The sequence below is a fragment of the Micromonospora sp. NPDC049139 genome, from assembly GCF_055586845.1.
Map to the genome: position 1 here is coordinate 76,629 of NZ_JBVJHK010000010.1, position 14,177 is coordinate 90,805.

Annotated in this window: 15 protein-coding genes; 10 read left to right on the forward strand and 5 right to left on the reverse strand. The window is 73.1% G+C overall.

From position 1 onward, the window contains the following. Window positions 1–66 precede the first annotated feature (66 nt). The 7 genes from ACZ6Q9_RS18570 to ACZ6Q9_RS18600 all read left to right on the forward strand — a co-directional run bounded on the left by ACZ6Q9_RS18570 (window position 67) and on the right by ACZ6Q9_RS18600 (window position 7,121). A complete protein-coding gene (locus ACZ6Q9_RS18570) occupies window positions 67–1,371 on the forward strand; it encodes an ABC transporter substrate-binding protein (protein WP_396829098.1) in 1,305 nt (434 codons plus the stop codon). A 77-nt stretch (window positions 1,372–1,448) separates the two neighbouring features. Continuing rightward, window positions 1,449–2,459 (forward strand): carbohydrate ABC transporter permease, encoded by a 1,011-nt coding sequence (locus ACZ6Q9_RS18575; protein WP_396829099.1) that lies wholly within the window; start codon window positions 1,449–1,451, stop codon window positions 2,457–2,459. After that, window positions 2,456–3,289 (forward strand): carbohydrate ABC transporter permease, encoded by an 834-nt coding sequence (locus tag ACZ6Q9_RS18580; RefSeq protein ID WP_396829100.1) that lies wholly within the window; start codon window positions 2,456–2,458, stop codon window positions 3,287–3,289. The genes ACZ6Q9_RS18575 and ACZ6Q9_RS18580 overlap by 4 nt, the downstream gene beginning before the upstream one ends. Then, window positions 3,286–4,665 (forward strand): GH1 family beta-glucosidase, encoded by a 1,380-nt coding sequence (locus ACZ6Q9_RS18585; RefSeq protein WP_393264743.1) that lies wholly within the window; start codon window positions 3,286–3,288, stop codon window positions 4,663–4,665. Before ACZ6Q9_RS18580 ends, ACZ6Q9_RS18585 begins: the two co-directional genes overlap by 4 nt. A 19-nt stretch (window positions 4,666–4,684) precedes the next feature. Then, window positions 4,685–5,692: a LacI family DNA-binding transcriptional regulator gene (locus ACZ6Q9_RS18590; RefSeq protein ID WP_396829101.1), complete on the forward strand. Its 1,008-nt coding sequence runs from the start codon at window positions 4,685–4,687 to the stop codon at window positions 5,690–5,692. 123 nt (window positions 5,693–5,815) lie between these two features. Next, window positions 5,816–6,223, forward strand: a complete 408-nt coding sequence (locus tag ACZ6Q9_RS18595; RefSeq protein ID WP_396829102.1) for a RidA family protein — start codon at window positions 5,816–5,818, stop codon at window positions 6,221–6,223. A gap of 1 nt (window position 6,224) precedes the next feature. Then, entirely contained in the window at window positions 6,225–7,121 is an 897-nt protein-coding gene (locus ACZ6Q9_RS18600; protein ID WP_396829103.1) for a GNAT family N-acetyltransferase, read from the forward strand. A 14-nt stretch (window positions 7,122–7,135) separates the two neighbouring features. On the opposite strand, the gene ACZ6Q9_RS18605 is transcribed toward ACZ6Q9_RS18600, so the two are convergent. Beyond that, complete coding sequence (locus ACZ6Q9_RS18605) at window positions 7,136–7,927, reverse strand: EI24 domain-containing protein (RefSeq protein ID WP_393457306.1); 792 nt, start codon at window positions 7,925–7,927, stop codon at window positions 7,136–7,138. Between the two features lie 74 nt (window positions 7,928–8,001). Between ACZ6Q9_RS18605 and ACZ6Q9_RS18610 the strand changes: the two genes are divergently transcribed. Beyond that, on the forward strand, window positions 8,002–9,018 hold the full coding sequence (locus ACZ6Q9_RS18610; RefSeq protein ID WP_396829104.1) for a helix-turn-helix transcriptional regulator: 1,017 nt from the start codon (window positions 8,002–8,004) through the stop codon (window positions 9,016–9,018). Here the strand turns inward: ACZ6Q9_RS18610 and ACZ6Q9_RS18615 are convergent. After that, window positions 9,009–9,923, reverse strand: a complete 915-nt coding sequence (locus ACZ6Q9_RS18615; RefSeq protein WP_393457300.1) for an SDR family oxidoreductase — start codon at window positions 9,921–9,923, stop codon at window positions 9,009–9,011. The genes ACZ6Q9_RS18610 and ACZ6Q9_RS18615 overlap by 10 nt on opposite strands. A gap of 78 nt (window positions 9,924–10,001) precedes the next feature. Between ACZ6Q9_RS18615 and ACZ6Q9_RS18620 the strand changes: the two genes are divergently transcribed. Then, complete coding sequence (locus tag ACZ6Q9_RS18620; RefSeq protein WP_393457297.1) at window positions 10,002–10,697, forward strand: nucleotidyltransferase domain-containing protein; 696 nt, start codon at window positions 10,002–10,004, stop codon at window positions 10,695–10,697. Window positions 10,698–11,229: 532 nt separating this feature from the next. Then, window positions 11,230–12,132 carry a GNAT family N-acetyltransferase gene (locus tag ACZ6Q9_RS18625; RefSeq protein WP_396829105.1) on the forward strand — a complete coding sequence of 301 codons (903 nt, stop codon included), beginning with the start codon at window positions 11,230–11,232 and terminating at the stop codon, window positions 12,130–12,132. A 45-nt stretch (window positions 12,133–12,177) separates the two neighbouring features. Here ACZ6Q9_RS18625 and ACZ6Q9_RS18630 read toward each other — a convergent pair whose 3' ends face one another. The 3 genes from ACZ6Q9_RS18630 to ACZ6Q9_RS18640 are packed head-to-tail and all read right to left on the reverse strand — an operon-like array spanning window position 12,178 to window position 14,125. After that, complete coding sequence (locus tag ACZ6Q9_RS18630; protein ID WP_396829106.1) at window positions 12,178–12,915, reverse strand: alanyl-tRNA editing protein; 738 nt, start codon at window positions 12,913–12,915, stop codon at window positions 12,178–12,180. 11 nt (window positions 12,916–12,926) lie between these two features. Then, window positions 12,927–13,814 carry an alpha/beta fold hydrolase gene (locus ACZ6Q9_RS18635; protein WP_393457288.1) on the reverse strand — a complete coding sequence of 296 codons (888 nt, stop codon included), beginning with the start codon at window positions 13,812–13,814 and terminating at the stop codon, window positions 12,927–12,929. After that, entirely contained in the window at window positions 13,811–14,125 is a 315-nt protein-coding gene (locus ACZ6Q9_RS18640; RefSeq protein WP_357696340.1) for a DUF2516 family protein, read from the reverse strand. The genes ACZ6Q9_RS18635 and ACZ6Q9_RS18640 overlap by 4 nt, the downstream gene beginning before the upstream one ends. Window positions 14,126–14,177 lie beyond the last annotated feature (52 nt).

Consider the following 14,177-nt stretch of genomic DNA (forward strand, 5'->3'; position numbering starts at 1 on the left):
GCTCTCTCAGCTCTGTTCCACCACCTGCCTCGCCACCTCAGACGACCTGAGAGGGGTCCGACAGAAATGGGTGTCTTTCCGCGCCGCCGCCTGGCGGCGGTGGCTCTCGTCGCCGCCACCGCACTGTTCGCCACCGCCGGCTGCGCCGGCGGCGACGAACCCGCCGACAACGGCCAGATCACGCTGACGGTCGACGTGTTCAGCCAGTTCGGCTACGAGGAGCTCTACAAGGAGTACATGGCCAGCCACCCCGGCGTGAAGATCGTCGAGCGGGGCACCGGCACCAACCTCGACGACTACTCGCCGAAGCTGACCCAGTGGCTCGCCGCCGGCAAGGGCGCGGGCGACGTCGTCGCCATCGAAGAGGGGTTGATGGTCGAGTACAAGGCCAACCCCGACAACTTCGTCAACCTGCTCGACCACGGCGGGGCCGAACTCCAGGGCAACTTCCTGGAGTGGAAGTGGAAGGGCGGGATGACCCAGGACGGCAAGCTGATCGGCCTGGGCACCGACGTCGGCGGCATGGCGATGTGCTACCGCAAGGACCTGTTCGCCAAGGCCGGCCTGCCCACCGAGCGCGACGAGGTGTCGAAGCTCTGGCCGACCTGGCAGGACTACATCAAGGTCGGCGAGCAGTTCAAGGCGAAGAACACCGGCGCCTCGTTCCTGGACGCCGCGACCAACATCTTCAACACCATCGTGCTCCAGACAGCGGGCAACGCGCAGGGCTACCACTACTACGACACCGCCGACAACCTGGTGGTGGACAGCAACCCGGCCGTCCGGCAGGCCTGGGACACCACGATGGACATCGTCGACTCCGGGCTGTCCGGCAAGTACGGCTCCTGGTCCGAGGAGTGGGTCTCGGCCTTCAAACAGGCCAAGTTCGCCACCATCGCCTGCCCGGCCTGGATGACCGGCGTCATCGAGGGCAACGCGGGCGCCGAGGCCAAGGGCAGGTGGGACATCGCCCGGGTGCCCGGCAACGGCGGCAACTGGGGCGGGTCCTGGCTCGCCGTGCCCGCGCAGAGCAAGCACCGCGCCGAGGCGATCGAGCTGGCGAAGTTCCTGACCAGCGCCAAGGGCCAGATCGGGGCGTTCAAGGCCAAGGGCCCGCTGCCCTCCTCGCCGCAGGCACTCGCCGACCCGGCGATCGTCGACGCCAAGAACGCGTACTTCTCGGACGCCCCGGTGGGGCAGATCTTCGGTGAGGGCGCCAAGACCCTCAAGCCGGTCTACATGGGGCCGAAGAACCAGGCCGTCCGCACCGAGGTCGAGAACGCCGTCCGCACGGTCGAACTCGGTCAGCGCAGCCCCGAACAGGGCTGGACGGACGCGGTGAACAACGCGAAGAAGGCCGCCGCCAAGTAGCCCGAACCGGAAGTGCGGGCGGGTGGGCGCCGGGGGCGCCGATCCCGCCCGCACCGGAAAAGGAGTGTGGTTCGGGCATGACCGCCCAGCTCGACGCGCGCCCACCGGTCGCACCGGCGCCCCGCACCGGCCGGCGTACGCCGGGGATGCGGCTCAGCCGCCTCGACACGAAGTTCTCGCCCTACCTCTTCGTCGCCCCGTTCTTCGTGATCTTCGCGGTGTTCGGGGTCTACCCGCTGGCCTACACGTTCTGGGTCTCGCTGCACGACTGGGACCTGCTCGGCAGCGACCACCCGTTCGTCGGCCTCGACAACTACAGCCGCCTGCTGGCGGACACCGACTTCTGGCACGCGGTCGTCAACACCCTCGGCATCTTCGTCATCTCCACCATCCCGCAGCTACTGGCCGCGCTCTGGCTGGCCAACCTGCTCAACCGGCGGCTGCGGGCCCGGACGACGTTCCGGATGGCGGTGCTGATCCCCAACATCACCTCGACCGCCGCCGTCGCGATCGTCTTCGGGGTGCTCTTCGGCCGCGAGTTCGGCATGGTCAACTGGCTGCTCGACCTGGTCGGAATCGACGCGGTCGAGTGGAAGTCCAACCGCTTCGCGTCCTGGGTGGCCATCTCGGCGATGGTCGACTGGCGGTGGACCGGCTACAACGCGCTGATCTTCCTGGCCGCGATGCAGGCCGTCCCGCGCGACCTGTACGAGTCGGCCGCCATCGACGGCGCCGGCCGGGCCCGGCAGTTCTGGTCGATCACCGTGCCGCTGCTCAAGCCGACGATCATCTTCACCGTCATCATCTCCACCATCGGCGGGCTCCAGCTCTTCACCGAGCCCCGGCTCTTCCACTCCGGGACCAACCCGATCCGCGGCGGACCGCTGCGGGAGTCGCAGACCGTGACCATGTACATGTTCGAGAACGCCTTCGCGCCCCACTACAACTTCGGGTACGGCTCGGCGGTGGCGTGGCTGCTCTTCGCGCTGATCGCGGTCGTCGCGGCGGTCAACGTGCTGCTCCTGCGCCGGCTCGGCGCCTCGCGGCCCCCGAAGGTGGACGCGAGGCCGAAGGAAGGACCCCGATGACCCGCCTCTGGGCCGCCAGCCGGCTCACCTACGCCGCGCTGATCGCCGCCGGGGTCCTGTCGATCTTCCCGATCTACTGGATGTTCGTGGTGGCGAGCCGCTCCAACGACGCGATGGGCCAGCTCCCGCCCCCGGTCACCCCCGGCGGCAACCTCGGCGCGAACATCTCCCGCCTGCTCGGCAACACCGACGCGTACTTCGTCACCGGTTTGGTCAACTCGGCGATCGTGGCGTCCACGGTCACCGTCTCGGTGGTCTTCTTCTCCACCCTGGCCGGGTTCGCCTTCGCCAAGCTGCGGTTCCGGGGACGCAACGCACTGCTCATGGTCATCATCGCGACGATGATGGTGCCCACCCAGCTCGGCGTCATCCCGCTCTACCTGCTGATGACCAGGCTGAACTGGAACGACCGGCTGCCGGCGGTGATCGTGCCGGCCCTGGTCACCGGCTTCGGGGTGTTCATGATGCGGCAGTACGCCGGCCAGGCCGTCAGCGACGAGCTGATCGAGGCGGCCCGGATCGACGGCTGCGGCACCGCGCGGATCTACTGGAACGTGGTGCTGCCGGCGCTGCGCCCGGCCGCCGCCGTGCTCGGGCTGCTCACCTTCATGACGACCTGGAACGACTTCCTCTGGCCGTACGCCGTCCTCAACGATCCGGAGAACCCGACCGTGCAGCTGGCGTTGCGCACCCTCTCCGACGGGTACTACACCGACATGTCCCAGGTGTTCACGGGGACGGCCATCGCCACCCTTCCGCTGCTCCTGGTCTTCGTCCTGTTCGGCCGCCAGATCATCGGCGGCATCATGGAAGGTGCGATCAAGTCGTGAGCACTCTGCGATTCCCCGAGAACTTCGTCTGGGGCGCGGCGACCGCCGCGTACCAGATCGAGGGCGCGGCCACCGCCGACGGTCGCGGCCCGTCGATCTGGGACACCTTCAGCCGTACGCCGGGCAAGGTCCACCACGGGCACACCGGCGACGTCGCCTGCGACCACTATCACCGGTACGCCGACGACGTGGCGCTGATGGCGGAGCTGGGGCTGAAGGCGTACCGCTTCTCGGTGGCCTGGCCACGGATCCAGCCCGACGGCAGCGGCCCGGTCAACCCGCGCGGCCTGGACTTCTACGACCGGCTCACCGACGCGCTGCTAGACCGGGGCATCGACCCGATCATCACGCTCTACCACTGGGACCTGCCGCAGAACCTCCAGGACCGGGGCGGCTGGACCAACCGGGAGACCGCCGAGCACCTCGCCACGTACGCCACGGCGGTGCACGCCCGGCTCGGCGACCGGGTGCGCACCTGGACCACGCTCAACGAGCCGTGGTGCTCGGCGTACCTGGGCTACGGCAACGGGGTGCACGCCCCCGGGGAACGGGACCCGGGCGCGGCCTTCGCCGCCGTACACCACCTGTTGCTCGGGCACGGCCTGGCGGCCCGCGCGCTGCGCGCGGCCGGCGCGGAGACCGTCGGGATCACCGTCAACCCGGCCGACGTGCGCCCCGCCGACGCCGACAGCGCCGCGGACGCGGCGGCGGTCCGCCTGGTGGACGGCCTGCACAACCGGATCTTCCTCGACCCGCTGCTGCGGGCGGCCTACCCGGAGGACGTGCTGGAGCACGTGGCCCGGATCGTCGAGCCGACGTTCGTCCGGGACGGCGACGAGAAGCTGATCGCCGCCCCGATCGACCTGCTCGGGGTCAACTACTACGCGCCCACCTACGTCGCCGGCCGGCCGGACGGCGCGGGCGGCAGCGCGTATCCGGGCACCGACGGCGCGGTCGAGTTCCTGCCGCCGGTCGGGCCGCTGACCGACATGGGCTGGATGATCGAGCCGGCCGGGCTGACCCGGCTGCTGGAGCGGCTCGCCACCGACTACCCCGGCGTGCCGCTGCTGATCACCGAGAACGGCGCCGCGTTTCCCGACAAGGCCGGCACCGACGCCCCCGACGGCGCCGGGCAGGTGCTCGACGCCGACCGGATCGCCTACCTCGACGGGCACCTGCGCGCCGCGCACGAGGCGATCTCCCGAGGGGTGGACCTGCGGGGCTATCTCGTATGGTCGTTGTTGGACAACTTCGAGTGGGCCGAGGGGTACCGCCGACGGTTCGGGATCATCCACGTCGACTACCTGACCCAGCGCCGCACACCGAAGTCCAGCGCCCGGTGGTACCAGGAGGTGATCTCCCGGAACGGGCTGTGACGAGGCGGTGGTAACGGGGATGACGACGGCGCAGCGGCCGACACTGGAGGCGGTGGCCCGGCGGGCGGGGGTCTCGCGGGCGACCGTCTCCCGGGTGGTGAACGGCTCCACGACCGTCGCCGAGCCGATCCGGGAGGCGGTCCGCCGGGCGGTGGCCGAGCTGGGATACGTGCCGAACCTGGCCGCCCGCAGCCTGGTCACCCAGCGGACCGACTCGGTCGCCCTGGTGCTGCCGGAGGCCGCCACCCGGGTCTTCTCCGACGACCAGGTGTTCCCGGGCATCATCCGGGGTGCCGCCCAGGAGCTGGAGGCCGCCGACAAGCAGCTCGTGCTCATGCTCGCCGGCTCGCCGGCCGGGCACGACCGGGTGGAGCGCTACACCACCGGGCGGCACGTGGACGGGGTGCTCTTCGCCTCGCTGCACGGCGAGGACCCGCTGCCCGGCCGGCTCGCCCGGCTGGGCATCCCGGTGGTGTGCAGCGGTCGCCCGCTCGACGGCGCCGACGTGCCGTACGTCGACGTCGACCACGTCGGCGGGGTGACCACGGCGGTCCGGCACCTGATCTCGGGCGGTCGCCGGCGCATCGCCACCATCGCCGGCCCGCAGGACATGGTGGCCGGTATCGAACGGCTCACCGGCTACCGGAACACGGTCGCCGAGGCCGGCCTGCCGGAGCTGGTGGCGACCGGCGACTTCACCCGCGAGTCCGGGACGACGGCGATGCGGCAGCTCCTCGCCGAGCACCCCGACCTGGACGCGGTCTTCGCCGCCTCCGACCTGATGGCGCACGCTGCCCTGCGGGCGCTGCGCGAGGCGAGGCGGCGGGTGCCGGACGACGTGGCGGTGATCGGCTTCGACGACATTGAGACGGCCGCGTACACCGAGCCCCCGCTGACCACCGTCCGCCAGCCGATCGTGGAGCTCGGCCGGCGGATGACCCGGCTGCTGCTGCGGCTGGCCGCCGGGGAGGCGATCGAGCGGGCCGTGGTGCTCCCCACCGAGCTGGTGGTCCGCCGGTCGGCCTGATGTGTAAGGAAGGGCACCTTGTTAACGCCTTCTGTATAGGAAGGGCCCCTTCCTAACGCCGCACCCGTCCGGTGCCGGATTAATCCGTAGAGCCGCAATACGGGCGCCGGTAGCGTCGCGCGCGTGACCGCGAACCTGATCCGCGTACCTGCCCTCTCCGACGTCGCCGAGTACGCGTACGCGGCCACGGTCGAGCCGCCGGCCCGGCTAGTCTTCACCGCCGGCGCCTGCCCGCTCGACGCCGAGGGGCGGACCGTCGCGCCCGGCGACCCCGTCGGCCAGGCCCGGCAGGTGATGGCCAACCTGGAGACCGCCCTCGCGGCGGCCGGCGCCCGGCTCACCGACGTCGTCAAGACCACCGTCTACGTGGCGTCGTCCCGCCAGGCCGACCTGGTGGCCGTGTGGGAGGTGGTCCGGGACGTGTTCGGCGACCACGAGCCGCCCAGCACTCTGCTCGGGGTGGCCGTGCTCGGCTACACCGACCAGCTCGTCGAGGTCGAGGCCGTCGCCGCCGTCCGCGAGGAGAACTGACGTGCGCATCCGGACCGCCCGCCCCGACGACGCGCCCGCCGTGGTGGCCATGCGCGCGCTCGTGCACCCCTACCTGGTGCGCGGCGTCGAGTCGACCCGGCGGATGATCGCCCAGCCCCCGCCCGGCGAGGACTGGACCGCGTACGTCGTCGAGGTGGACGACGCGGTGGTCGGCTGGGCGTCGGCGTACCGCAACGACCGGACCTCGGAGCCCGACGTCGGCGAGATCTCCACGCTGCACGTCCACCCGGAGCACCGGGGCCGGGGCGCCGGCACCGCGCTGCTGGCCGCCGCGCTGGGGCACCTGCGGGACATCGGGGCGCGCCGGGTACGTACCTGGGCGCTGCCGGAGTCGCTGCCGTTCGCCGGCCGGCACGGGTTCACGCCGAGCCGGGAGCTGCGTTACTCCGCGCTGGACCTGCGGCCGGCCCCGCCGATGCCGGAGCCGCCGCCGGGCGTACGGCTGCTCCCGCTGACCGACGTGGACCCGCGTCGGGTCTACCTGGCCGAGACGGCGGCGGCGGCCGACGAGCCGGGGGACGTGCCGGCCGACTCGATCAGCTACGAGAGCTGGCGCTCCGAGGTCTGGGACAACCTGGGCCTGGACCGCGCGGCCAGCACGGCGGCCGAGGTCGGCGGCGAGGTGGTGGCGTTCAGCCTCGTCAAGCGGGACGGCGACCGGATGTGGTCGGACTACACCGCCACGGTGCCGGAGCACCGGGGGCGCGGGCTCGCCCGCCTGGCCAAGACGGCGGCGCTGCACCGCGCCGCCGCCACCGGGGTACGCGTCGCCTACACCTCGAACGACGAGGCGAACGCGCCGATGCTGGCGGTCAACGTCCGGCTCGGCTACCGCCCGGTCGGATCGAGCTGGTCCTGCCTGCGCGAGCTGTCCTGACGGCCCCGCACGCGTCAGCCCGCCGTGATGGGCTGGCCTAGCGAGCGGCGGGCCAACAGGGTCGCCCCGGCGACGGCGGCCGGCATGACCAGCACCGCGCCGAGCGGGATCAGGAAGCAGACGAAGACCGCCACCCCGAAGCCGAGCGTGGTCGGCCGGTCCGCCTTGAGGATCGACCGGCGCTCCGGCAGCCGCATCCCGCGCCGGTAGAAGGGGGCGCCGACCAGTTCCACGGCGAGCAGCCAGCCGCCGACCGCCGCGCCGATCACCGGCACCACGGTCTGGCCGACCACCGGGACGAACCCGGCGGCGAAGAGCGGGATGCCGAACAGCACCGACAGGCCCACCAGCCGTACCGAGTCGGCGAGGCTGCGCCGCAGCGACGGCCAGAACGCCACGTCGACCGCACCGGGCGTGCCGCCGAGGCGCTCCTCGACCCGTTCGGAGATCTTCTCGTAGAACGGGTCGCCGATGACCAGGGTGACCGCGGTGAAGCTGACCACCGCGAGCAGGCCGCCGATGCCGAGGAAGGCCAGCCCGGCGACCACCCGGACCAGGTTGCGCCAGGTGGCCGACCAGTCGTCGGCGAACGGCGTGACCAGCGCGGCCAGGTCGTCGACGAAGTACGCCAGGGTGGCGAACGCGGCCACGAAGAGCACACCGGAGATCAGCGCCGGCACGATACCGAGCAGCATCAGCCCGGGGCTGCGGACGTAGAGGCCGAGGCCGCGCAGGAGCAGGCCCACGCCGGTGAAGAACCGGCCGACGGCGCCGGTCACGGGCGCGGCGATACGGGGTGCGTTCACGACCGCAGAGCCTAGTGGCCGCCGCCGGGCGACGCCCCGACAGCGGCCGTACGGCATCGGGGCAGGATGGACGGGTGCGGGCGGCCCGGTTGATCTCGTTGGTGTTGCTGCTCCAGGCGCGGGAGACGATGACCGCGGCCGAGCTGGCGCGGGAGTTGGAGGTGTCCGAGCGGACCGTCTACCGGGACGTGCTGGCGCTCTCCGCCGCCGGGGTGCCGGTCTACTCCGACCGGGGGCGGACCGGCGGCTACCGGCTGCTCGGCGGCTACCGGACCCGGTTGACCGGGCTGACCCGGGACGAGGCGGAGGCGCTCTTCCTGGCCGGGCTGCGCGGGCCGGCCGGCGACATGGGGCTCGCCGACGCGGTGGCCTCGGCCGAGTTGAAGGTGCTGGCCGCGCTGCCGCCCGCGCTGCGCGACGCGCCGGCCCGCACCGGGCAGCGGTTCCACCTGGACGTGCCGGGCTGGTTCCGGGAGGTGGGGCCGCCGCCGTGGCTGACCGAGCTGGCCGGGGCGGTCTGGCGGGACCGGGTGGTCGAGCTGCGCTACCGGCGCGGGGACCGCGAGGTCACCCGGGAGCTGTCCCCGTACGGCCTGGTGCTCAAGAGCGGCGTCTGGTACCTGGTCGGCCGGGTCGGCGACGACGTGCGCACGTACCGGGTGGACCGGGTGACCGAGGTCGCGGTGCGCGGGGAGACGTTCGACCGGGACGAGGGCTTCGACCTGGCCCGGTACTGGCGGGAGCATGCCGAGGCGTTCCTCCGGGGCATGCTGCGGGACCGGGTCACCGTCCGGCTGAGCCCCGCCGGCCTGCGCCAGCTCCGGCACCTGGCCGACGCTCCCTTCGCGTACGACGAGGCGGTCGCCGCCGCCGACGGGCCCGACGGGCAGGGCCGGGTGGTGACCCGGCTGCCCGTCGAGTCCGTCGACGTGGCGTACAGCCAGTTGCTGGCGTTGGGGCCGGAGGTCGAGGTGCTCGACCCGCCGGAGCTGCGGGCGCGACTGGCCGAGGCCACGTCCCGCGCCGCCGCGCTCTACGCGACGCGGCCTCGGCCCGGGACCGCGCGGACGGACGCCGACGGTCAGCGGTAGCCGGTGACGTCGGCCGGCTTGCCCGGGTCCTGCACCTCGACCAGGTACCGCCAGGCGTCCGGCCGGCTGCCGTCGAGGTCGGTGAAGCCGTACACCTTGGCCAGCTCGCCGCTGGACACGGACCGTCCGTTCCAGCGGCCCCGGTCCTCGTCGGCCGCCAGGGCGGCCACCGCGCGCCCGACGAACGCCGGCGACTCCGAGATGGCGAAGTGCGGCTGCTTGTCCAGGGCGTCCCGCCAGTTCTCCTCGGTGACGCCGAAGAGCTCCAGCATCGACTCCGACCGGAGCCAGCCCGGGGTCAGCGCGACGGCGGTGCACCCGTGCGGCGCCACCTCGTGCGCCCAACTCGCCGCGAGCCGGTTCACCGAGACCTTCGCGAGGTCGTAGAAGACCGAGAGCCGGTAGTTGGCGTCGTTGTACTCCCTGGTGCCGTCGCCGACCTCCACCACCAGGCCGCCGGGGCGGCGGATCAGCAGCGGCAAGGCGAAGTGGCTGGTGATGATGTGCGTGTCGATCGCCAGCCGCAGGGTGCGGAAGCCGGCGTCCAGCGGCTGCTCCCACACCGGTTTCTCCCAGGTGATCAGCGGGTCGCCGCCCCAGATGTCGTTCACCAGCACGTCGAGCCGGCCCTGCTCGGCGTCGATCCGCGCGACCAGGTCGCGGACCTGCTCGGGCACGAGGTGGTCGACCCGGACGGCGATGCCGGTGCCGCCGGCCGCCGTGACCAGCTCGGCGGTCTCCTCGATGGTCTCCGGCCGGTCCATCTCGGAGCGGCCGGCCCGGGTGCTGCGGCCGGTGGCGTAGACGGTGGCGCCGGCCGCGCCCAACTGGACGGCGATCTGCCGGCCGGCGCCCCGTGTCGCCCCGGCGACGAGCGCGATCTTCCCTGTCAGCGGTGTCGTCATGCCCGCCAGCCTGTCAGCGATACCTGACAGCGGAAGTCCGGTTTTCCGCACCCGGGGCCGTGCGTCATGCTCGGCGGCATGCACCTGCTGCTCTCCGGCATCGTCGGCTCGGTCGCGTACGGGCTGGCCGGGCCGGGCTCCGACGTCGACCGGATCGGCGTCTTCGCCGCGCCCACCGTCGCGTTCCACGGCCTGCGCCCGCCCCGCGAGTCGGTGGTGACCACCGCCCCCGACACGACCCTGCACGAGGCCGCGAAGTGGTGCCGGCTCGCGTTGAGCGGCAACCCGACCGCCACCGAGCTGGCCTGGCTGCCGGACGACTGCTACGAGACCCGGACGGAGTTCGGCGATCGGCTGATCGCCATCCGGTCGGCGTTCCTCAGCGCGCCCCGCGTCCGCGACGCCTACCTCGGCTACGCCGGCCAGCAGTTCCGCAAGCTGGAGTCCCGGGGCGACGGCACGTTCTCGGCCGACACGCGGCGGCGGACCGCCAAGCACGCCCGGCACCTGGCCCGGCTGGTGCACCAGGGCCGGCTGCTCTACAGGACCGGCGTGCTGGAGATCCGGCTCGCCGACCCCGGGTGGTTCCGGGCATTCGGCGATCGGGTGGCCGACGGCGAACTGGAGGAGGCGCGCACGCTGCTCGCCGAGGCGGAACGCGACTTCGACCGCGCCCGCTCCCCGCTGCCGGACCGCCCCGACGAGGCCACCGTGGAGCGCTGGCTGCTCGACGTCCGCGCCGCCCACCTGCCGCCCGAGCTGACCGCGCCCTGACCCGCGCCCGCACTCCCCCCGGTTCCGGGGGATCCGGCAGGAGCCGGGCGGCGAGCGGCGAGCGGCGAGCGGCGAGCGGCGAGCGGCGAGCGGCGAGGCATTGTCCACGCCGCGCTGTCGAGCTGCCCCGTCCATGAGACCGTTTCGACGCGGCGGACCGACGGGCCGGACGGGCCACCGGGCCTGCCCCTGTCCGTGGGGCAGCTCGACAGGCGCGGCAGGACGGGTCTGCGCAGCTGGCCGACCACCGTCGTCCCGCGCTGAGCCCGCCGGCGAACGCCGCCGCACCGAAGCCCGTCGGCAGTCCCGCCGCGCCGGGGACTGAGTCCGCCGCGCCGAGGCTCTGGCCGTCCGCCGGGACCGGGGCCGCGATGCGGTTGGGCCGGCCGGAGCGCCTGCTAGTCTGCTCAGGCGTCCTCGATCTTGGAAGGGAGGTGGGCACCGTGTCCATCACGACATCGCTGTGCTCCCACCCGGCCGCGAGGACGCCACGGTCCTGACCCGGGAGCACGTCACACCCGGAAGGATCCCCATGACCGACCTGGTCATCCGCCCACTCACCGTGGGCGAGGAAAAACTGTTCGACTCGCTGCCCGACCCCGGGCTGGTGGGCCGCGCCGCGTTCGGCCAGAACTACTCCGACATGGCCGCTGACAGCCAGTACCGTCCCGAGTGGAGTTGGGTGGCCCTGCGCGGCGACCTGGTGGTGGCCCGCGCCGCCTGGTGGGGCGGGCCGGACGACGCCGCGCCGCTGGCCCTCGACTGGTTCGACTTCACCGACCGGGAGGCGGCGGTCCGGCTGCTCCGGACCGCGCCGCTGCGGGCCGAGTACTCGCTCTCGGTGCCGCCCGGCTGGCGGGACGACCCGGCGGTCCGTGCCCAGGCCGAGGCCCGGATCGACGCCGCGACGGCAGCCGGCATGTCGGTGCTCGTCGAGCGGTACCGCTACCGCTGGAAGCCGGAGTGCGGGCTGCCCGCCCGTCCCGGCCGGCTGGAGTTCCGACCGGAGCCGGACGACGCCGTGATCCTCGACGTGCTGCGCCGGGTCGGCGAGGAGAGCCTCGACGCGCACACCCGGCACACCGCCGCCGAGCACGGGCCGGACGCGGCGGCGCAGGAGGAACTCGACCTGTTGCGCTGGCTGCCGAGCCCGCGCGACTGGTGGCGGCTGGCCTGGACGCCCGACGGCGAGCTGGTCGGCGTCACCGTGCCGGCCCGCAACCACAGCGACCCGATCGTCGGCTTCGTCGGCGTGGTGCCCGAGCAGCGCGGGCACGGGTACGCGTACGACCTGCTGGTCGAGGCCACCAACCTGCTGGTCGAGGCGGGGATGAAGGAGATCGTGGCGGCCACCGACCAGACGAACCACCCGATGGCCGCCACCTTCGCCAGGGCGGGCTACCCGATCGAGCGGGAGCGGATCGACCTGGTGTGACGGCTCGGCTCCCGGCGTCGGTGTCCGACGCCGGGAGCCACCGGATCAGTCGGTCAGCCGTACGCGGACGCGACGGTTGGCGCGGCCCTTGCTCTCCACCTTGACCACCTGCACCTTGCCGATCTGCGCGGTGGACGCGACATGCGTGCCGCCGTCGGCCTGGACGTCCAGCCCGACGATGTCGACGATCCGGACCTCCTGCTCGCTCGGCGGGATCAGGTTGGACTGGGTCCGGATGATGTCCGGCAGGGCGAGCGCCTCGGCCCGGGGCAGCACCCGCACGGCGACCGCCCGGTCGGCGGCCACCTCGGCGTTGACCAGCTCCTCGATGCGGCTCTTGAAGTCGGGCGGCACCTCGGGCAGGTTGAAGTCCATCCGGGCCTCGCCCGGCTCCATGTTGCCGCCGGTGACGAGCGCGCCGAAGTCGCGGAACACCACTCCGCAGAGCACGTGCAGCCCGGAGTGGGTCCGCATCAGCCGGGTGCGCCGCTCGTCCTCGACGGCACCGGTCACCGGGGTGCCGGCCGGCGGCAGCGGGTCGCCCTCGGCCGGGATCAGCCAGAGGTCGTCGCCCTTGCGGGTGCCGACGATCCGGGTCTGCACCCCCTGCCAGAGCAGTACGCCGTGGTCCGGCGGCTGCCCGCCACCGCCCGGGTAGAACGCCGACCGGTCCAGCACGATCCCCTGCTCCGGGTCGGCGTGCAGCACGGTGCACTCCCACTCCCGCAGCGTCGGGTCGGCGAGGTCCAGCCGGTGCGTACGACCGTGGTGTGTGACGCCCATGTCAGGGCACGTTACTCGTTGAGGAAGGCGGATATCCGGCTGCGCAGGTCGGCGCGTTCCGTCCAGAGGACGCCGGGCCGGTCGTACACGTGCAGGGTGGCCCGGGGCAGCGCGGCCGCGAGCTGCTCGGCGACCTCGACCGGGTGCAGGTCGTCGCCGGCGCAGCCGATCACCAGGGCGGGCGCGGTGACCGCGGCCAGCGACCCGGCGTCGCGCAGCGGCGCCTGCTCGGGCAGGCTGGCGAGCCCGGGGGCGAGCCCGTCGCGGAGGAGCTGGTCGAGCCGCTGGCGCAGGTAGGCCCAGCCGGCCGGGGTGTTGCGTACCGCCGGCGGCAGCTCCGCCTGGACCACGTCGGCGACGGCGGAGGCGTCCCCGCTATCGACGGCGTCGAACAACGCGGTCAGCCGGGCCCGGGCGACCTCGCCGCGCGGCCGGTCCAGCACCGCCGGCAGGAAGAAGACCAGCCGCTCGAAGCGTTCGGGGCTCTCGGCGAGCAGCCGGCAGAGCGCACCCGCGCCGAGGCTGGCGCCGAAGGCCCGGGTGGCGCCGCCCAGGTCGGCGACCGCGCGCAGGTCGCGGGCGAGGTCCAGGTAGCTCCACGGGCCGGGTGGCGCGTCGGAGCGGCCGTGCCCGCGGAACTGGAAGAAGAGCTTGCGGCCGGTCACCCCGCTGCCGAACGGCCGGGTGGTGGCGATGCCGTTGCCCAGGCCGTGGGCGAACACGGTGGTCGGGTCACCCGCGCCGGTGACGAGCTGCTCCAGCCGTACGCCGTGCGGTGTGGCGACCAGCTCGGTCTCCGGCTCGGGCAGGGCCGGCCTGCCGGTGCGTGGGGCACCGGGGCCGGGCCCCCAGGTGCGGGGCCCGCCGTCCGGCGGGGGCGGCCAGCGGAAACCTCTCACCAGAACCCTCTGCCGTCGCTCAGGTCGCGCAGGCCGACCCGGACGTCGAGCAGGTAGATGAGACCCGCCGCGATGCCGATCAGGCCGAAGAGGCTGATCGGGCCGAAGCCGAGCAGGGTCAGCACCAGGCAGACGGCGAGGATGGCGACCCAGCCACCCTTGGGCAGGGTGCCGATGGCGGCGAAGGCGTCGGAGCGCTGGGTGATGGCGTGCACCAGGGCGACGCCCTGCACGATCAACGCGAACACGAGCAGGATCAGCTCGATCACGTAGCGGACTTCGAAGGCGAAGAGCGGCGCGGCGTGGGCCATGACGGCAAGCTTATGCCGGCGACCCCGGAAACGTCCGACAGGACGCCTCCGG